The 17,640-nt window shown below is 64.9% G+C and carries 18 protein-coding genes; 6 read left to right on the top strand and 12 right to left on the bottom strand.

What is annotated here, in order from left to right; genetic code table 11:
* The first annotated feature begins 79 nt into the window (after positions 1 to 79).
* Positions 80 to 406 carry a DUF6726 family protein gene (locus ACZ1II_RS08200; RefSeq protein ID WP_465145982.1) on the top strand — a complete coding sequence of 109 codons (327 nt, stop codon included), beginning with the start codon at positions 80 to 82 and terminating at the stop codon, positions 404 to 406.
* A gap of 8 nt (positions 407 to 414) precedes the next feature.
* On the opposite strand, the gene ACZ1II_RS08195 is transcribed toward ACZ1II_RS08200, so the two are convergent.
* Entirely contained in the window at positions 415 to 1,362 is a 948-nt protein-coding gene (locus ACZ1II_RS08195; RefSeq protein ID WP_465145981.1) for an L-threonylcarbamoyladenylate synthase, read from the bottom strand.
* 202 nt (positions 1,363 to 1,564) lie between these two features.
* Between ACZ1II_RS08195 and ACZ1II_RS08190 the strand changes: the two genes are divergently transcribed.
* On the top strand, positions 1,565 to 2,392 hold the full coding sequence (locus tag ACZ1II_RS08190; RefSeq protein ID WP_465145980.1) for a DUF815 domain-containing protein: 828 nt from the start codon (positions 1,565 to 1,567) through the stop codon (positions 2,390 to 2,392).
* A 232-nt stretch (positions 2,393 to 2,624) separates the two neighbouring features.
* Here ACZ1II_RS08190 and ACZ1II_RS08185 read toward each other — a convergent pair whose 3' ends face one another.
* On the bottom strand, positions 2,625 to 4,121 hold the full coding sequence (locus ACZ1II_RS08185; protein WP_465145979.1) for a PQQ-dependent sugar dehydrogenase: 1,497 nt from the start codon (positions 4,119 to 4,121) through the stop codon (positions 2,625 to 2,627).
* A gap of 61 nt (positions 4,122 to 4,182) precedes the next feature.
* Between ACZ1II_RS08185 and ACZ1II_RS08180 the strand changes: the two genes are divergently transcribed.
* Together ACZ1II_RS08180 and ACZ1II_RS08175 are read left to right on the top strand one after the other, a co-directional pair.
* Positions 4,183 to 4,665 carry a GAF domain-containing protein gene (locus tag ACZ1II_RS08180; protein ID WP_465145978.1) on the top strand — a complete coding sequence of 161 codons (483 nt, stop codon included), beginning with the start codon at positions 4,183 to 4,185 and terminating at the stop codon, positions 4,663 to 4,665.
* A 119-nt stretch (positions 4,666 to 4,784) separates the two neighbouring features.
* Entirely contained in the window at positions 4,785 to 5,312 is a 528-nt protein-coding gene (locus tag ACZ1II_RS08175; RefSeq protein ID WP_465145977.1) for a hypothetical protein, read from the top strand.
* Between the two features lie 66 nt (positions 5,313 to 5,378).
* On the opposite strand, the gene ACZ1II_RS08170 is transcribed toward ACZ1II_RS08175, so the two are convergent.
* From ACZ1II_RS08170 to ACZ1II_RS08145, 6 genes are all read right to left on the bottom strand, one after another.
* Complete coding sequence (locus ACZ1II_RS08170) at positions 5,379 to 6,368, bottom strand: ParB/RepB/Spo0J family partition protein (protein WP_465145976.1); 990 nt, start codon at positions 6,366 to 6,368, stop codon at positions 5,379 to 5,381.
* A complete protein-coding gene (locus ACZ1II_RS08165) occupies positions 6,365 to 7,141 on the bottom strand; it encodes a ParA family protein (protein ID WP_465145975.1) in 777 nt (258 codons plus the stop codon). Before ACZ1II_RS08165 ends, ACZ1II_RS08170 begins: the two co-directional genes overlap by 4 nt.
* Positions 7,138 to 7,779 carry a 16S rRNA (guanine(527)-N(7))-methyltransferase RsmG gene (gene rsmG / locus ACZ1II_RS08160; RefSeq protein ID WP_147216126.1) on the bottom strand — a complete coding sequence of 214 codons (642 nt, stop codon included), beginning with the start codon at positions 7,777 to 7,779 and terminating at the stop codon, positions 7,138 to 7,140. Before rsmG ends, ACZ1II_RS08165 begins: the two co-directional genes overlap by 4 nt.
* Positions 7,776 to 9,638, bottom strand: coding sequence for a tRNA uridine-5-carboxymethylaminomethyl(34) synthesis enzyme MnmG (mnmG, locus tag ACZ1II_RS08155; RefSeq protein ID WP_465145974.1), 1,863 nt, complete (start codon positions 9,636 to 9,638; stop codon positions 7,776 to 7,778). Before mnmG ends, rsmG begins: the two co-directional genes overlap by 4 nt.
* Positions 9,639 to 9,707: 69 nt before the next feature.
* Positions 9,708 to 10,985 (bottom strand): tRNA uridine-5-carboxymethylaminomethyl(34) synthesis GTPase MnmE, encoded by a 1,278-nt coding sequence (gene mnmE / locus ACZ1II_RS08150; RefSeq protein WP_465145973.1) that lies wholly within the window; start codon positions 10,983 to 10,985, stop codon positions 9,708 to 9,710.
* 52 nt (positions 10,986 to 11,037) lie between these two features.
* Positions 11,038 to 11,301, bottom strand: coding sequence for a DUF6489 family protein (locus ACZ1II_RS08145; RefSeq protein WP_465145972.1), 264 nt, complete (start codon positions 11,299 to 11,301; stop codon positions 11,038 to 11,040).
* Positions 11,302 to 11,433: 132 nt separating this feature from the next.
* Between ACZ1II_RS08145 and ACZ1II_RS08140 the strand changes: the two genes are divergently transcribed.
* Together ACZ1II_RS08140 and ACZ1II_RS08135 are read left to right on the top strand one after the other, a co-directional pair.
* Positions 11,434 to 12,129: a dienelactone hydrolase family protein gene (locus ACZ1II_RS08140; RefSeq protein WP_465145971.1), complete on the top strand. Its 696-nt coding sequence runs from the start codon at positions 11,434 to 11,436 to the stop codon at positions 12,127 to 12,129.
* 78 nt (positions 12,130 to 12,207) lie between these two features.
* Entirely contained in the window at positions 12,208 to 13,176 is a 969-nt protein-coding gene (locus ACZ1II_RS08135) for a quinone oxidoreductase family protein (RefSeq protein WP_465145970.1), read from the top strand.
* 329 nt (positions 13,177 to 13,505) lie between these two features.
* Here the strand turns inward: ACZ1II_RS08135 and ACZ1II_RS08130 are convergent, their stop codons facing one another.
* From ACZ1II_RS08130 to hemE, 4 genes are all read right to left on the bottom strand, one after another.
* Positions 13,506 to 14,219, bottom strand: coding sequence for a TerC family protein (locus tag ACZ1II_RS08130; protein ID WP_465145969.1), 714 nt, complete (start codon positions 14,217 to 14,219; stop codon positions 13,506 to 13,508).
* Between the two features lie 15 nt (positions 14,220 to 14,234).
* Complete coding sequence (gene rho / locus ACZ1II_RS08125) at positions 14,235 to 15,491, bottom strand: transcription termination factor Rho (protein WP_147216117.1); 1,257 nt, start codon at positions 15,489 to 15,491, stop codon at positions 14,235 to 14,237.
* Between the two features lie 230 nt (positions 15,492 to 15,721).
* Positions 15,722 to 16,147 carry a CopD family protein gene (locus tag ACZ1II_RS08120; RefSeq protein WP_465145968.1) on the bottom strand — a complete coding sequence of 142 codons (426 nt, stop codon included), beginning with the start codon at positions 16,145 to 16,147 and terminating at the stop codon, positions 15,722 to 15,724.
* 207 nt (positions 16,148 to 16,354) lie between these two features.
* Positions 16,355 to 17,380 carry a uroporphyrinogen decarboxylase gene (gene hemE, locus ACZ1II_RS08115; RefSeq protein ID WP_465145967.1) on the bottom strand — a complete coding sequence of 342 codons (1,026 nt, stop codon included), beginning with the start codon at positions 17,378 to 17,380 and terminating at the stop codon, positions 16,355 to 16,357.
* Between the last annotated feature and the right edge of the window lie 260 nt (positions 17,381 to 17,640).

The raw sequence follows: 17,640 nt of genomic DNA, 5'->3' as shown, positions 1-17,640 counted from the left end.
GAAGCGGCCCCTTTCGTTTTGCGGGATGTTCCCGGGATATTCATTGTGGTGACAGTCGCTTCGTGAGAGGGTCCGCGCGATGATTCAGCGCACCCTGCCCTTTCTCGCCCCTGCTGCAGCCTTGCTGCTCTCCGGCTGCCTCAGCACTGCCGGCAAGATCGTGACCGCCCCGGTGCGCGTCGCCGGATCGGCCGTAGATGCCGTGACCACCAGCCAGTCCGAAGCCGACGAAAAGCGCGGCCGCCAGATGCGCAAGCAGGAAGAGAAGCTGGGCAAGATGCAGCGCCAGTATCAGAAGCACTTGCGCGAATGCGATCGGGGCGATCGTGAGGCCTGCAACAAGGCCCGCGACGATTATGCCCAGATGCAGTATCTGATGCCGGGAGCGGTTCAGCAGCGGCGCTGAGGCAGAACTCAGGCCGCCGCCCGACTCAACCTGTCATTGATCGCCGCACCCACGCCCTCACCCGGAATCGGTGCAACGGCAATGCGCGGCTGACTCGCCGCCGCGCCTTCATGCAGCAGCGCGTATAGCCGCGAGGCCGCCTCGACGAGATCACCCCTCTCGGAAAGATTCGCGTCCCCGGCAATTGCACCGAAGCCGATGTGGAATTCGTCCGCCTCCGCGCTCCCCGCATTCAGCCTGACCGGCTTGCCCGGCGCATAGTGGCTGGCGAGCTGCCCCGGTGCCTCGATAGCCTGCGACGTCACGGCGTCGTTATCCCTGCCGAGCACTTCGCGGATCGCCTCACGCGGAATCGGCCCCGGCCGCAGGACCTGCCAGCGCCCGTCCTCGCGCAAGGCGACGATGGTAGACTCGAGACCCGCCTCGCAAGCACCGCCGTCCACGACCGCATCGACATTCGCCCCGAGCGAGGCAACGACGTGCTCGGCCCGCGTCGGACTCACGCCCCCGCTCCGGTTGGCGGAAGGCCCCGCCAAGGCCAGTCCGGACTTCGCGATCACCGCACGCATCAGCGGATGAGCCGGGCAGCGCAGCGCCACCGTGGGCAGCCCTGCCGTCACCGCCGGAGCCACTGCCGCGCCTTCGCGCAAGGGCAGCACCATGGTCAGAGCGCCGGGCCAGAATGCAGCCGCCAGACTCAGCGCACGCTCATCCAGCACCGCCAGTTCCTGCGCGGCGGCCAGATCGGCGACATGGACTATCAATGGATTGAAGCTGGGCCTCCCCTTGGCCCGGTAGATCGCCGCGACCGATTCATCGCGGTCCGCGCGCGCCATGAGGCCGTAGACAGTCTCCGTCGGCACCGCCACCAGCCTGGCCTCGCCCAGCAGTGCAGCGGCGCGTGCCACGCCGTCCGGATCGGGTGCCAGCAGTTCAGGTCCAAGGTTGCGCTCCATACTCCGCCGCTATAGCCCAAGGACCCGAAAGCCAAGAGAAACCGCGCGCGGGCTTACGGAGACAGCCTCCGCCACTCCCAAACGTTCCACGTGGAACAATGCCTGACCACCGGCGAAAAAAGATGGCCGCGCGGCGCTTAATCGCGCATTTGGTGCGCGAAGCCATGGCCACCCACGAACCGACAGGCGAAGAACCCAGAGCATGACCGACCAGACCAAAGTCCTCAGCCGCATTGCCGAAGCCCTCGAACGCCTTGCGCCCGCGCCCGCGCCGCAAGTCGATTGGCTGGCTCACCCCGCCTATGTCTGGACCGGCAGCGAAGCGCGCGGCGTGCCCGAACTCCTCGCCCCGCCGCTCGACCTGCTGCGCGGCATCGAATCCCAGAAGGAGCGCGTGGTCGCCAATGTCGAGCGCCTCGCCGCCGGCTATGCCGCGCACGACATGCTGCTCTGGGGTTCGCGCGGCATGGGCAAGTCCGCCCTGATGCGCGCCTCGATCCGCGCCGCCCAGACCGCCCACCCCGGCCGCATTGCCCTCGTTCAGGTGGCCCAGGAAGCCCTCCACGGCGTGACCGCGCTCTTCGCCCTGCTCGGCAAGGTAGATCGCCAGTTCCTGGTCTTTATCGACGATCTCGGCTTCGAGGAAAACGACGGTGCCGGGCCGCGCCTGCTGCGCTCCTGGCTGGAAGGCGGCGTCGAGGCCCGCCCGAACAACGTCCGCCTCGCCGTCACCGCCAACCGCCGTGCTATCGTCTCCCGCTCGATGTCGGAACAGGACGATCCGATCAACGCCCGCGACGTGGTGGACGACCGACTAGCGCTGGCCGACCGCTTCGGCCTTTCGATCGGCTTCCACAACTGCGACCAGCCCTCCTACCTCGCGATCATCGAGGGCTATACGCAGCAGTTCGGCCTGACCTTCGACGAGCACGACGCGCTGGAATGGTCTCGCCGTCGCGGGGCGCGCTCGGGCCGTGTGGCGTGGCAATACGTTACCGAAGTTGCGGGACGGGCCGGAAAGATAATCTAAGAAAAGGAAACGCAGGGGAGCAAAGCCCCCCTGCACCCCCATTACCGTATAAGTCACGCGGGCCAACGCCGTTGTGCGCTCATGGCAGCGTCGGGAGACATAATCGCTGCGCCGCAAGGAGCGCACCACGCCTCTGCGCGCAAAACATCGACAGTAACGGGGTCTGGGGCGATGGCCCCAGAATCATTCCCTTGTTCTACAAAAAAGGGGACCCGAAGGTCCCCTCTCCCGCTCAATGCCCGGTAGGCAGCAACTTGTCCGGCCCCTTGGTGAACCCGGCCTCCAGATTGCCGGTAGCCCCCGGAATCGTCGGGTCCTTGATCTCCTTCAGCGGCTTCATGTGCTCCGTCTCCACCGGCTTGATCGCGGCGGAAGGCGCAGCGCCGGGCGCCTGCACGCGCCAGACCACGCCTGCGGTATCGTCGCTGACGAGCAGGCTGCCGCTCTTGTCCCAGGCCAGCCAGGTCGGGCGGCCATGGGTATGCGAGCCGTCTTTCAGGAAGCCCGAGAGCACCGGAACCGGCTTGCCCTTCTGCGGATTGCCGTTGGCGTCGAAGGGTACGAAGACCACGTCGTAGCCCACCGCCGGGCGGCGGTTCCAGGAGCCGTGGCGGGCCACGAACGCTCCGTTGGCGAACTTCGCGCCCATGCGGTTGCCACCGTTCGCGAAGACCATGCCGAGCGTGCTGGCGTGGGCGCCCATCGCGTATTCGGGCTTGCGGGTATATTCGAGCATGTAAGTTTGCATCGGCCACTGCACGCGTTCATCGAACGTCGTCTTCCAGTAGATCCAGGGCCAACCGTACTGCGCGCCGACCGGCACGTTGGTCAGGTAGTCGGGCACGAGATCGGGGCCGAGCATGTCGCGCTCCTGCACCGTCGCCCACATCTCGCCGGTCGAGGGATTCCAGCCAAGACCGTTGGGATTGCGCATGCCCGCAGCGAACTGGCGGCGACGGGCGGTGTCGACGTCAATCTCCCAGATCGCGGCGCGGCCGGTCTCGGCTTCCATGCCCTCGTCGGCGATATTGGTGGCAGAGCCGACCGCGACGTAGAGCTGCTTGCCGTCCTCGCTCAGCAGCAGGTTGCGCATCCAGTGGTTACCGGCGGGCGGCAGGTCCATCATCGTGCGCAGCGGCTTGCCGTCCAGCTTGGTCGCGCCGGGCTGGAAAGCGAATTCGAGAACCTTGTCGTGGTTGGCGATGTAGAGCTTGCCGTCGCGGTAAGCCATGCCCGAGGGCGAATGCATGTCGGCGGTGCGGAAATCGAAGCGCTGCTCCGCCTTGCCGTCGCCGTCGGCATCGCGCAGCAGGACGATCTTGTCAGGCGAGGCCTCGCCTGCGCCGACTCTGTTGAACATCCAGCCCATCACCATGCCGGTCAGGCCCTTGGGCTTGTTCCCGGCGGGCGCATTGGTTTCCGCCACCAGCACGTCGCCGTTGGGTAGAGACAGCATGGTGCGGGGATGATCGAGGCCTTCGGCGAAGCGGGCGACGGCCAGCCCTTCCCCGGCTTTGGGCGCTTCATTGGCAGCCCAGCCCACGGTCTCCACCAGCTTGACGCTGGGAATCCACTGCGGGTCCGGATCGACCAGCTTGGGGTCCTTGCCCACCGTATCGTCGAACGGCAGGTCGGAGGTGTTGGAATACTGGGACCAGGCGATCGTACCGGCACCGATGAGAACGACGGCACCGAGAGCCAGGCCGGATTTGATGAGAATGGAGCGCATGCGCCTGAGATAAGACGCTACCGCCTATGCGGCAACAAGGAGTTGGAGTATCGCAGCCGCTATGTACGACTTTGCTCCCAAGGGCGACCAGCCCAAGCCCGAACTCTACTCGGACCTCGCCTCAGCCGCCAAGGCGCTCGTCGAGGGCGAACCCGATGGCGTGGCCAACATGGCCAACGTGGCCGCGCTGATCTGGCAGTTCCTGCCGAACCTCAACTGGGCGGGATTCTACCGCAACGTCGCGGACGAACTGGTGCTCGGTCCGTTCGTCGGCAAGCCTGCCTGCATCCGCATTTCCTTGGGCCGCGGCGTCTGCGGCACGGCGGCTGCCAGCGGCGAGACTCAGGTCGTGCCGGACGTCCACGCCTTCCCCGGCCATATCGCCTGCGATGCCGACAGCCGCTCCGAGCTGGTGGTGCCGGTGCTGCGTGACGGCAAGGTCGTGGCAGTGATCGATCTAGACAGCCCCATCGCCGACCGTTTCGATGCCGAAGACGCTGCCGGTATCGAGGCTCTCGCGGCCATCGTCGCAGCATCGATCTGACCGTCTCTCTCCGGGACCGACAATCGGTCCCGGATGCTTGGCCTTTCGCGGGTTATGATGCTAAACGTCTTGTTAACAGACGCGGCTAATGCCCATGAATCCGTGAAAAGGCCCTGCGAATGCGTTCGACCCTCTGCACCGCGAGTCTCGCCCTAGCCCTTCTTTCCGGCGCTTCCATCGTTTCCGCCACCGAAAGCGAGGCTGGTGCAGACTACTTGCAGGGCAGCAACGCCCCGACTCCCGTCGCTGCCGCGCCGATCCGCTACGAATTCGATCCGGCACAACGAGACGCCTGGCTTGCGGATTGCCACCAGAAGGTCGCCGCCAGCAGGCCGAAGTCGGGAACCGTCCGCGAGGGCCAGGGCAACCACGGCGAGTGTGAGACTTATCTCGACGACTACCTAGCGCGCTACCGGCAGGGTCAGGTCGTAGTGCCGATCCATGGCTATGCCGCACCCGGCTATGCCTATGTCTATCCGGCCCAGTCACAGCGCATGGTTTCGATTCCGGTCGTCCAGGCCATCGACAGCGCGGGCGAGCCTATCGCCTATGCAGAAGATTCAGGCGTCCGCCCTGCCCGCCGTTCGATCCCCCGCCGTCAGACCGCAGCTGCCGATATCTCGACCGAAACCGAGAGCGCGCAATAGCAGCAACAAAAACGGCGCCCGAACCGAAGTCCGAGCGCCGCATGAATTCCTGAAATTCGAAACGATTCAGATCGCCCCGCCGGTCAGGCGCTGGCAGATCAGATCAAGCTGATCGAGCGTGGCATAGCGAATCGTCACCGTGCCCGACTTCGGATCGGCATCGGCATTGATCTTCACCGGCAGCCCGAGGAACTCCTCCAGGTGGCTCTGCACGGCAACGATATCGGCATCCTCATGGGCGCTGCGGGCAGTGCGGGCACGACGCGGCGCGACATCGCCGCGCGCTTTCTTGCGCACCAGCTTCTCGATTTCGCGAACCGACATCTGCTTGGCGATCGCGGCTTCGGCGATCTCCTCGGCACCGTCGCAGCCGATCAGGGCGCGGGCATGGCCCATCGACAGGCTGCCCTTCTCGACCATCGAGATCACCTCGTCCGGCAGCGCGAGCAGGCGCTGGAAGTTGGCGACATGGCTGCGGCTCTTGTCGACCATGCGGGCGATCTCGGCCTGAGTCATGCCCTCGAATTCGGAAAGACGGTTGTAGGCCCGTGCTTCCTCGATGGGATTGAGATCCTCGCGCTGAAGGTTCTCGATCAGCGCCAGCGCCATGACTTCGCGCTCGGTGAGTTCGCGAACGAGCGCCGGAATCTCGTGAAGCTGCGCCTTCTGCGCGGCGCGCCAGCGACGTTCACCGGCAACCAGCTGATAGCGACCACCGTCCATCGGCCGCACGATGATCGGCTGAATGACGCCGCGATGGGCGATCGAGGCGGCCAGTTCTTCCAGCGCTTCCTCGTCGAAGATACGGCGCGGCTGATCCGGGTGCGGGGTGATGTCCGCGATGGCGAGGACAGCAAGCCCCCCTGCCCGCGTCGCCGGACCACGGCCCTCGGAGCTTCCCGGCGTGCCGAGCGGTTCCTCGCGGCGAGTCTCGCCCAGCAAAGCCCCTAGCCCGCGACCGAGGCCCTTCGACTTCTGTTTGGACACCGCAGTCGCAGCGCCGGTCACATTCAGGGCGGGGGGTACGCTGATGCGGACGATCGATTCGTCGTTCATGCCGCTTTCCTCTTCTCGGGCAGTCGGGTGATAAGTTCGCGCGCCAGAGCCATGTAGGCCCGGCTGCCGGCGCAGGCATGATCGTAAATCAGCGCGGGCACGCCGTGGCTGGGCGCTTCGGACAGGCGCACATTGCGCGGAATGGTGGTTTCGAACACGAGCTGGCCAAGGACCGAGCGCACGTCTTCGGAGACCTGATCGGTCAGGCGGTTGCGGCGATCGAACATGGTGAGCGCGATGCCGATGATCCCGAGATCGGGATTGAAGCGCTGCTGCACCCGCTCGACCGTCTGGAGCAGCTGACTCAGCCCCTCCAGCGCGAAGAACTCGCATTGCAGCGGCACCAGCAGGGTATCCGCAGCAACAAGCGCATTGAGCGTCAGCAGGCCCAGAGAGGGCGGGCAGTCGATCAGGCAGACATCGTAGCCGAGATCGCCGCGCAGCGCAGTGCGCAGACGATTGGCGCGGTCGTCGGCATTGACCAGCTCCACTTCCGCACCGGACAGGTCGACGGTCGCCGCCAGCAGGTCGAGGTTGGGAATCCGGGTCGGCATCACGCAATCGGCGATAGGCGCCCGGTCCACCAGCACGTCGTAGGACGTGCGGTCACGCTCGGACGCCGAAATGCCGATACCCGTCGAGGCATTGCCCTGGGGGTCGATATCGATCAGCAGGGTGTTCCAACCCGTGGCGGCAAGGGCCGTCGCGATGTTGATCGCGCTCGTGGTCTTCCCTACTCCGCCCTTCTGGTTGGCGATAGCGATACGGATCACTTGGTCATACCCTTCCTGTCGGCCAGCTTGCCGACAATGATGCCTGCCTGCGGGTCCGTCAGGGACTGTTCCACGTGGAACATGTGCCGCCACTTGCGAAGGTCTTCCAGTTCTTGCTTTGCCGAACGCCCTTTGGGCAACAGCCAGACCGTGTCGCTTGTGGAAAAACGCGAAGAAATTGTCAGAAGTTTTTCAAGCGGCGCAAAAGCGCGCGCGGAAATCACGCTGACCGGGAAGCTCTCGACCAGTTCGAGGCGCTGACCGGCGACGCGGGCGTTGTCGAGGCCCATGGCGATACGGGCACGATCGAGCCACTCGATCCGCCGGGTCCGAGACTCCACCATGACCACTTCGCACTCGGGCCGCAGCGCTGCGATGACGAGACCGGGGAAGCCCGCCCCCGTCCCGAGGTCGAGCCACGGCGTCGATGTTTCACGTGGAACATAGGGCAGAAGCTGCGCACTATCGACGATATGCCGCAGCCAGACCTGATCGAGGCTGGCCGCCGAAACCAGATTCTGCTGCCGGTTCTCTTCCACCAGCATGGCGATCAGCGTCTCGAGCCGAACCCAGGCGGCTTCATCGCATTCGGGCAGCGCTCGCAGCCATTCGCGTGCTTGGTCTTCGGTAGTGATCACGCCGCCTCCCTGCGGGCATGGACCAGCAGCGCCGCTAGCGCTGCCGGGGTAATTCCGGGAATTCGTCCCGCCGCCGCGAGGTTCGCGGGGCGCGCCTTGCTCAGCCGCTCGACCATCTCGCGCGAGAGGCCGGGAATCTCGGCATAAGGAAAATCATCCGGTAGCGGCAGCGCCTCGCTGGCGCGCAAGTCGCGCAGCTCGCGCTCCTGCCGCTCCAGATAGGGCGCATAGGCCGCGTCCTCGACCATCTCCTCGACCAGCGCGGCATCGGTCAGCAAGGCGGCATCGATCCAGGGCGACAGCCCGGCGATATCGACTCCGCCGAAGCGCAGCCACTCGCGGACAGGCAAGCGCCCGACATCGGCGCGAACCGGCAGACCGGCCTGCGCCAGTTCATGACCTGAAAGCGAGATATCGAAGGCGGAATCGATTTCGACCCGCGCGGCAAGCCGCCGTTCGAACCAGGCGCGACGCTCGGCTCCCGCCGCGCCGATCTCGATGGCGAGCGGGGTGAGCCGGGTCGAGGCATTGTTCGCGCGCAAACGCAGGCGATACTCCGCTCGCGCGGTCAGCATGCGATAGGGTTCGCTCACACCGTGCAAGGTGAGATCGTCGATCATCACCGCCATGTAGCTGTTGGCCCGGTCGAGCGCCGGTGCCGCGCGGCCAAGGACCTCAGCCGCCGCATGCATGCCCGCGACGAGTCCCTGTGCAGCAGCTTCCTCGTAGCCGGTGGTGCCGTTGATCTGGCCGGCGCAATAGAGGCCGGGCATGTCGCGCAGTTCCAGACTCGTACGCAGCGCGCGGGGGTCGATATGGTCGTACTCGACGGCATAGCCGGGCACGAACATCTCCACCTGCTCCAGCCCTTCCATCGTGCGCAGCATCGCCAGCTGCACATCGGCAGGAAGCGAGGTGCTTACCCCGTTCGGATAGACCAGCGGGTTGTCGAGGCCTTCCGGTTCCAGGAAGATCTGGTGCCCATCGCGATCGGCGAAGCGATGAATCTTGTCCTCGATCGAGGGGCAATAGCGCGGGCCGGAAGCCCCGATCGCGCCGGTGAACAGCGGCGAGCGATGGAGGTTCTCGCGGATGACATCATGGGTGCGCGGATTGGTGCGGGTGATCGCGCAGAAGACCTGCGGCACTACGCGGCGGCGACCGTAATGCCCCTCCACCATCGCCGACATCGTCCAGTCCTCGCCATCGGAGGGCTGCTCGTCGAGCCGCGCCCAATCGATGGTGCGACCGTCGAGACGCGGCGGCGTGCCCGTCTTGAGTCGCGCCATCGGCAAGGCCGCCTCGCGCATCTGACTCGCGAGCCGCTGCGCCGAAGCCTCGCCGATGCGGCCGCCGGTCAGGCGCTCCTCGCCCCGGAACAGAGTCCCGCCCAGGAACGTGCCGGTGCACAGGACGACGGCGCGGGCATTGAGGCGGGTGCCATCGGCCAGATCGATGCCGACCATTCTGCCCTGCTCGATCACCAGAGCCGCCGCTTCGCCGCCGACCAGAGTCAGGTCGCCCTGCTGCTGGAGCAGGCGATGAATTGCCGCCTTGAACAGCTTGCGGTCCGCCTGAACGCGCGGCCCCTGCACGGCGCTGCCCTTCGAGCGATTTAGCATGCGATAGTGAATCGCCGCCGCGTCCGCCGCGCGGGCAATAAGGCCGTCGAAGGCGTCGACCTCGCGTACGAGGTGGCCCTTGCCGAGGCCGCCGATGGCCGGATTGCAGCTCATCGCGCCGACGGCGTCGAGATCGAAGCTGACCAGCGCGACGCGCGCGCCCATGCGGGCGGCAACCGCCGCCGCCTCGCAGCCGGCATGACCGCCGCCGATCACGATCACATCAAAGTAATGCATGGACGACGCGCTTACCCGAAGCGGCGACTCGCGTCAAAGTCGTCCGAAATGTTTCACGTGGAACAGTGCTTATTTGCCGATGCAGAACCGGCCGAACAGGGCATCGAGCATATCCTCCGTCGTCGCCCGTCCGATCAGCGCATCGAAGGCGACACGCGCCAGACGCAGGGCTTCGGCAACCAGCAGAGGGTCCCGTTCCTGCGCGGCACTGCCGAGTGCGCGTTCGGCTTCCGCCACCAATGCATATTGCCTGCGATTGAGCGCCGCCTCGCCCGGCTTGGGCATGGAGGCCGCAGCCGTCTCGATCAGGTCCTTCCTCAAGGCGTCGAGGCCCGTTCCGGTGACGGCGGAAATCCGGTGCCGGGGCGACGTCTTGTGTTCCACGTGAAACACGTCCGCCTGCGGAGACACTTCCCAAGCGCCGTCCGGCCCCTCGCCTTCCGGCCCAAGCCAGAGCACGAGATCGGCCTTGCCCAGTTCGGCCAGTGCGCGCGAGATGCCGATGGCTTCGATCTCGTCGCCCGTCTCGTCGCGCAGGCCTGCGGTGTCACCGAACAGGAACGGCACGCCGCCGATCGACACCGCCCGCGTGAGAACGTCCCGCGTGGTCCCGGCGAGCGGAGAAGTGATCGCCGCCTCGTCCTCGACAAGGGCATTGAACAAGGTGCTCTTGCCCGCATTCGGCGGCCCGGCAAGGACCACGCGGAAGCCCTCGCGCAATGCTTCGGCACGCGGACGTGACAGCCATGCCTGAAGCTCGCCGCGAAGGTCGGTCAGCCGCGTGAGGAAATCCGGCGGCAGGTCGGACACGTCATCCTCGTCCCCGAAATCGAGCACAGCCTCCACCGCTGCCGATGCGACAAGCACCCGGTCCCGCCACTGCTCGACCTGCCGCGAAAAGGCACCGCCCGCCATGGCGAGCGCGCTGCGGCGCTGGAGTTCGGTTTCGGCGGAAAGCAGGTCGGCAAGGCCTTCTGCCTCGGCTAGGTCGATCCGGCCATTGGCGAAGGACCGGCGGGTGAACTCGCCCGGCTCGGCCCGACGCAAACCCGCGATACCTAGCAACGCGGTCTCAACCGCCGTTACGACCGCCCTACCCCCGTGCAAGTGCAGTTCGGCGAGATCTTCCCCAGTGGCCGTATTGGGTCCCGGAAACCACAGTACCAGCGCCCGATCGAGAACCGCGCCGTCCGCATCCCGCAAGGCACGATAGCTAGCCCGGCGCGGCTGCGGCAGCGTTCCCGAAAGCGCGGTGAGCGCAGCACCGGCAGCAGGCCCGCTGACGCGGACGACACCGATGGCCGCAGGAGGAGAACCGCTGGAAAGCGCGAAGATCGTGTCAGGCATGATCGGCCGCTACTCCAGAGCCGCCCTCGCGTGAACCCCTATAGCGGGGGTCTCAGGAGTCCTTCTTGGGACTCATCGCCCCGCTCATCGCCATCGCGGCGCCGCTTTCGAGGAACTGCTGGAACAGCTTGAGTCCGAACTGACCCATCGGTGCGACCTGCTTGCTCAGTTCCTGAAGCTGGTCGAAACTGCCCACGCCCTGCATCGCCTTGGCCAATGCATCGACATAGACGTCGTTGGCCTTGGTGACGTCGGGCAGACCGAGGAACCGTCGTGCTTCTTCAGGCGAGCATTCGACCTCGACATTGACCTTCATGGCGGCCTCCCGGTTTGGAATTTCTGTGTCTTGGGTGGCACATGGCGGTGGCAAAGTCCATCGCCCGTGCCTACCCTTCATCAACGCCTGACAGGGCCGGAAGGCTCCAGGTCGATCCCGCAGGAGACTTCCATGACCAACACCGAAATCCCGACGCTCGACGGCGACGGCCTGATCCCCGCCTACGTCGCCCGCCCCGAAGGCACTCCGCGCGGCGCGATCATCGTCCAGCAGGAAATCTTCGGCGTCGATCCCGGCATTCGCCGCAAGGCGGACAGCTGGGCCGCCCAGGGCTACCTCGCCGTCGCACCGGACAGCTTCTGGCGCCAGAAACCCGGCATCGAACTCAGCCCCTATGTCGAAGCGGAAATGCAGCAGGCCCTCGATCACATGATGGCCCATGATTTCGATCTCGGCATGCGCGATCTCGAAGCCGTGATTCACTGGATTCGCCGCGAACAGGGCGTCGCCAAGGTCGGCCTCGTCGGCTTCTGCATGGGCGGCAAGATCGCCTACATGGTCGCCGCGCGCACCGACATCGATGCCTCGGTCGGCTACTACGGCGTGATGATCGACCAGATGCTGAACGAAAAGCACGCGATCGCCCGCCCGCTCATGCTGCACATTCCCACCGCCGACCACTTCGTCGACGCCGCCGCGCAGAAGGCTATCCACGAAGGCCTCGACGACCACCCGCGCGTCACCCTCTGGGACTACGAAGGCCTCGACCACGGCTTCGCCGCCGAGATCGGCGCCCGCCGCGATGAAGCCGGTGCCGAACTCGCCGACAAACGCACCGACGATTTCTTCGCCGAACATATCGGCTGAATAACGATAGCCCGGTCCGCGCTTTCCCGGCGCGGCCGGGCCTATTGGCATGACCGCAAAATCAAGGACGTTCCGACAATGACCACCGGATACCGAATGATCGCCCGGACCCACGGCGGCCCCGAAGTGATCGAGCGCGAGGACTTCGCAGTCCCCTCTCCCGGTCCCGGCGAAGTGCTGATCGAAACCGAAGCGGTCGGACTCAACTTCATCGATACCTACTACCGCAAGGGACTCTACGCCGATCCCCTGCCGATCAGCCTCGGCTCCGAAAGCGTCGGCCGGATCGTCGCGCTCGGCGAAGGCGTGAGTGGATTTGCAATCGGTGAACGGGTCGGCACGACTCACGCCGGAGGCGCCTATGCCACCCACCGCCTGATTGCCGCTGCCAAGGTCATGCGAATTCCCGAAGCAATCGCGCCGGAAATCGCCGCCGCCGTCATGCTCAAGGGCCTGACCGCCTGCTATCTCGCCGAAGACACCTTCCCTGCCGCGCAGGGCCACGTCGCACTCGTGCACTCGGCAGCGGGCGGCGTAGGCTCGCTGCTGGTGCCCTGGCTGCTCGACAAGGGCGTGACCGTCATCGCCCACTCCGGCAGCGCGGAGAAGGCTGCACAAGTCCCCGGCGAGCATTCGCTCCACTGCGACTTCAGCGACCTTCCCGAAGCCGTGCGAGAGATCACCGGCGGCGAAATGTGCCACGTCGTCTACGACGGAGTCGGCGCAGCCTCGTGGTCGGCCTCGCTCGCCTCGCTGCGCAGGCGCGGATTCATGGTGACTTACGGCAATGCCTCCGGCCCCGTGCCCCCACTGCCGCCGCTCGATCTGATGAAGGCCGGGTCGCTCTACCTCACCCGCCCGACGCTCGCGGATTATGTCGCCACACCGGACCAGCTCGCGATCAGTGCGAAGAAGCTGTTCGACCGGATCGCCTCCGGGATTCTCACGCCGCGCATCGGGCAGACTTTCAAGCTGGAGCAGGCCGCCGAGGCGCATCGGGCGTTGGAGGCTCGGGCTACCACCGGGTCTACGGTGCTGATTCCCTGATGAATTGAAGGGGAAGAGCAGGGGTTATTACCCCTGCACCCCGATACTGTCAGCGTCGCGCGCCACCTATCCGTTCAGCGCCCATGGCTGCGTCGGGAGACTGAATGGCTGCGCCGCAGGGAGCGCATTACAGATAGGTGGCGCGCAACGTAGACATTCCGAGGGTCTGGGGGATCATCCCCCAGGACTTCACTCTACTCCTGTCACGATACCTTCACCCTACCTCCAAAGAACAAGCGGGGTCCCCGCCTTCGCGGGGACGACGAGTGGAGTAGGTAAGGCCAACCAGTCCTAAAAGAAAAGGGCCCGGAAACCCGAGCCCTCTTCCATCAGATCAGTGTGACGATCCCCAGTTGCGGATCGATCCACCCTTCGTAGATCATCTTCACCGCCACGTAGAGGATCACCGCGAGGCCGACCCAGGCAATCCAGCGATAGCGTTCGATGTACCGGGCGATGAAGTTCGCCGCCACGCCCATGAGCGCCACGGCAAAGACCAACCCGACGATCAGGATTCCCGGATGCTCGCGCGCCGCGCCCGCCACGCCGAGCACGTTGTCGATCGACATCGAGATATCCGCCACCGCCACCGAGATCGCCGCTCCGGCAAAGCTCTTGGCGGGTTTCACGCCGGAATGTTCGTCGCCTTCGATCTCGGGCGAGCCGGGGGAGTGTTCGCCGCCGCGAATCTCGCGGTACATCTTCCAGGCGACCCACAGCAGCAGGAGTCCGCCCGCGAAGATCAGGCCGACGATACCGAGCAGCCAGGTCACCATCAGCGCGAAGCCGATGCGCAGCACGAGCGCCGCGATCACGCCGATGGCGATGACCTTCTTGCGCTGGTCGGCCGGGAGTCCGGCGGCGAGAGCACCGACGACGATGGCGTTGTCGCCTGCCAGCACCACGTCGATCATCAGCACCTGCAAGAACGCCGACATTGCTGCCGGCGTCCCAAGGTTCGAAAAATCGTTGACGATGTGCTGCCAGATCTCGGCGGGGCCACCCAGTGAGGAGGTGGCCACCAGAGTCTGAAGAATGCTCAAGCCCCCGATCTCCGCTTACTGATTCATGGTCGAGAAGAAGTCCTCGTTGGTCTTCGAGTCCTTCATCTTGTCGAGCAGGAACTCCATCGCATCGACGGTGCCCATCTGCATGAGGATACGGCGCAGGACCCACATCTTGGTGAGCTGGTCCTTCGGGACGAGCAGCTCTTCCTTGCGGGTGCCGGACTTGCCGACGTCCAGCGCCGGGAAGATGCGCTTGTCGGCCACCTTGCGGTCGAGGACGATTTCCGAGTTACCGGTGCCCTTGAACTCTTCGAAGATGACTTCGTCCATGCGGCTGCCGGTATCGATCAGCGCGGTGGCGATGATCGAGAGCGAACCGCCCTCCTCGATGTTGCGCGCGGCGCCGAAGAAGCGCTTGGGGCGCTGCAGGGCGTTGGCGTCGACACCGCCGGTCAGCACCTTGCCCGACGAGGGGACGACGGTGTTGTAGGCGCGGCCGAGGCGGGTGATCGAGTCCAGCAGGATCACGACATCGCGCTTGTGCTCGACGAGGCGCTTGGCCTTCTCGATCACCATTTCGGCGACCTGGACGTGGCGCTGGGCGGGTTCGTCGAAGGTGGAGGAGATGACCTCGCCCTTCACCGAGCGCTGCATGTCGGTGACTTCTTCCGGGCGCTCGTCGACGAGCAGCACGAGGAGGAAGACTTCCGGATGGTTGTCGGTGATGGCCTTGGCCATGTTCTGCAGCAGCACGGTCTTACCGGTGCGCGGCGGTGCCACGATCAGGGCGCGCTGGCCCTTGCCCTGGGGCGAGATGAGATCGATCACGCGGGCCGACTTGTCCTTGACCGTGGGGTCGAGGCAATCGAGCTTCAGGCGCTGATCGGGATAGAGCGGCGTCAGGTTGTCGAAGTTGACGCGGTGGCGCACCACGTCGGGATCGTCGAAGTTGACGCTGATGAGCTTGGTGATGGCGAAGTAGCGCTCGCCGTCGCGCGGGGCGCGGATTTCGCCTTCGACGGTATCGCCGGTGCGCAGGCCCCATTTGCGGACCTGGTTGGGCGAGACGTAGATGTCGTCGGGACCGGCGAGGTAGTTCGCCTCGGGGCTGCGCAGGAAGCCGAAACCGTCGGTGAGCACTTCGATGGTGCCCTGCCCGATGATTTCCTCGCCGTCTTCGGCCACTTCCTTGAGAATGGCGAACATCAGGTCCTGTCGGCGGAGCGTCGATGCGCCTTCTACGCCCAGTTCCTCTGCCATTTCGACCAGTTCGGCCGACGTTTTCTTCTTGAGTTCTTTGAGATGCATTTGTCTGGATTCCGGATGGAAATTGCGTGTCGACCGGCGGGATCTAAGGGCTTGGGGAAAGCGGATCCGGGCAGGAGAATGGGCTCGCCGCCCTGTGCCGGAACAAGGCCCAGATAAGCGTTCCGCGACTTTCGGTCAACGAGTCAATCCGCAAGGCGGCATGCCTGCGGGTTGAACGGAAACGGGATTCATCGCTCCGGATCGGACCGAGGCGATGAATCGGGCAGGAATCAGAAGGGCTTCACGACCACCAGGATCACGATCACCACGGCGGCAAGGCCCGGAATCTCGTTCAGCAGGCGCAGTTTCTTGCCGGTCAGCGGACGCTCGCCGCGCGCCAGCTTCTTGCCGTAGCCGATCAGCCAGCCATGGTAGCCCGAGAGCGCCAGCACGAAGAGCAGCTTGGTGTGCAGCCAGCCTTCGCTCCAGGCGCCCATCGCGGTGGCCGTGGCAATGCCGAGGACCCAGGTGAGGATCAGTGAGGGCGTCAGGATGATCTTGCGCAGCTTCGCCTCGCGGTCGATCCAGCGCGCTTCCTCTGCCGAACCGGCTTCCGCTTCCTGGTGATAGACGAAATAGCGCGGGAGCATGAACAACCCGGCCATCCAGAAGATCACGAAGATGACATGTCCGGCCTTGAGCCAGAGATAGAGCATGGAAAGCACTTCCTGCATGGGTCCCACGAGTCTCGATGGTTAGGCTGACGGTTCAGGGGCCGTCCTCCTGCACCCTTGGCAGACGCGGGGCAAGACGATTCCGGCGCTGAATCAGCGGGGTGGTAGTGTTTGGCAGACGGGCCTGCGTGATTCGCCTGTCTGCCTCCACCACCCTGCCGATGGTCCCCCTCCCCGTTTCGGAAACGATCAGCGCGACCAGTTGCGGACGATTCCGAGCAGCCTCTCCACGTTCTCGATCGGGGTGAACTGGCCGATTCCGTGGCCGAGATTGAAGACATGCGGACGGTCGGCAAAGGCATCGAGCACGCGCAGGGCCTGACTCTCCAGATCCTCGCCGCCCGACAGCAGCAGCAGCGGATCGAGATTCCCCTGCACCGGGAGTCCTTCGGGCAATTCGCGCGCGGCCCATAGGGGATCGATCGTCTCATCGATTCCGACCGCGTCCACCCCGGTCTCGCGGGCGTAAGCGGGAAGTTTCTCGCCGGACCCCTTGGGGAAGCCGATGATCGGAGTCTCGGGATGGCGCGCCTTCACCGCCGATACGATGGCTGCATTGGGCGTGATGACCCATTTCTCGAACTGTGCCGGAGAGAGCGACCCCGCCCATGAATCGAACAACTGTACGGCCTCAGCTCCGGCCTGAATCTGGCCACTGAGATATTCGACTGTCACCCCCACGATAGCCTGGATGATTTCCGCAAACGCCGAAGGGTCGCGATAGGCCATTGCCCGAGTCTCATGCTGGTCCCGGCTGCCCTCGCCTGCACACATGTACGTAGCGACCGTCCAGGGACTTCCGGCGAAGCCGAGCATCGTCTTTTCGGAATCGAGTCCGGCGCAAACCTTGCGCACGGTTTCGTAGATCGGAGTCAGCCGTTCGGGAACCGCGCTCAGATTCTCCAGCGCGGAATCGACCAGACGCGGAGTCAGTTTCGGACCCTCACCGGCGAGGAATTCGAGATTCTGACCCATCGCATAAGGTACGATCAGAATGTCGGAAAACAGGATCGCGCCGTCGAATCCGAACCGGCGGATCGGCTGCAGGGTGATCTCCGCAGCGGCGTCGGTGTCGTAGACGAGCGCCAGGAATCCGCCCTTTTCGGCGCGCAGGGCACGATATTCGGGAAGGTATCTTCCGGCCTGGCGCATCAGCCAGACTGGACGCTTGCTCGTGTTCGTTCCGAGCAGGTTTTCGAGAAGAAGGCCAGGCATCGAGATTCAGGTCCGATCAAAAAATAAAAGATTCTTAGAAGGATGATGGAGTCTGTTGGTCCTGTGGATATCGGGGACTTTTGAATCTTGCCCGATTCATTCCACGGCGAACAGGTTCAAATTCGCGCAGCGACTCTCCGGAGACTCTGAGTCAAAGACTCTTTATCCCTGTTACCCACAGGGTGTGGGGCGGATTTGAATCATGTTTACGACTCTCGCGACGAAATCGGTTCAATGTGGAGCAAAACCGGGAAGCGAGT

The organism is Novosphingobium sp. BL-S-20, from assembly GCF_055521635.1.
Note: the sequence above shows the minus strand (reverse complement) of the source record. Positions and strands in the feature narration are given on the sequence as shown.

Bases quoted from the DNA above. Each gene is read 5' to 3' on its own strand.
- rho (WP_147216117.1), bottom strand. From the start codon at position 15,491: ATGCATCTCAAAGAACTCAAGAAGAAAACGTCGGCCGAACTGGTCGAA.
- ACZ1II_RS08200 (WP_465145982.1), top strand. From the start codon at position 80: ATGATTCAGCGCACCCTGCCCTTTCTCGCCCCTGCTGCAGCCTTGCTG.
- ACZ1II_RS08175 (WP_465145977.1), top strand. From the start codon at position 4,785: ATGCGTTCGACCCTCTGCACCGCGAGTCTCGCCCTAGCCCTTCTTTCC.
- ACZ1II_RS08140 (WP_465145971.1), top strand. From the start codon at position 11,434: ATGACCAACACCGAAATCCCGACGCTCGACGGCGACGGCCTGATCCCC.
- ACZ1II_RS08180 (WP_465145978.1), top strand. From the start codon at position 4,183: ATGTACGACTTTGCTCCCAAGGGCGACCAGCCCAAGCCCGAACTCTAC.
- mnmE (WP_465145973.1), bottom strand. From the start codon at position 10,985: ATGCCTGACACGATCTTCGCGCTTTCCAGCGGTTCTCCTCCTGCGGCC.
- hemE (WP_465145967.1), bottom strand. From the start codon at position 17,380: ATGCCTGGCCTTCTTCTCGAAAACCTGCTCGGAACGAACACGAGCAAG.
- ACZ1II_RS08190 (WP_465145980.1), top strand. From the start codon at position 1,565: ATGACCGACCAGACCAAAGTCCTCAGCCGCATTGCCGAAGCCCTCGAA.
- ACZ1II_RS08195 (WP_465145981.1), bottom strand. From the start codon at position 1,362: ATGGAGCGCAACCTTGGACCTGAACTGCTGGCACCCGATCCGGACGGC.
- ACZ1II_RS08120 (WP_465145968.1), bottom strand. From the start codon at position 16,147: ATGCTCTATCTCTGGCTCAAGGCCGGACATGTCATCTTCGTGATCTTC.
- mnmG (WP_465145974.1), bottom strand. From the start codon at position 9,638: ATGCATTACTTTGATGTGATCGTGATCGGCGGCGGTCATGCCGGCTGC.
- ACZ1II_RS08185 (WP_465145979.1), bottom strand. From the start codon at position 4,121: ATGCGCTCCATTCTCATCAAATCCGGCCTGGCTCTCGGTGCCGTCGTT.
- ACZ1II_RS08135 (WP_465145970.1), top strand. From the start codon at position 12,208: ATGACCACCGGATACCGAATGATCGCCCGGACCCACGGCGGCCCCGAA.
- ACZ1II_RS08145 (WP_465145972.1), bottom strand. From the start codon at position 11,301: ATGAAGGTCAATGTCGAGGTCGAATGCTCGCCTGAAGAAGCACGACGG.
- ACZ1II_RS08170 (WP_465145976.1), bottom strand. From the start codon at position 6,368: ATGAACGACGAATCGATCGTCCGCATCAGCGTACCCCCCGCCCTGAAT.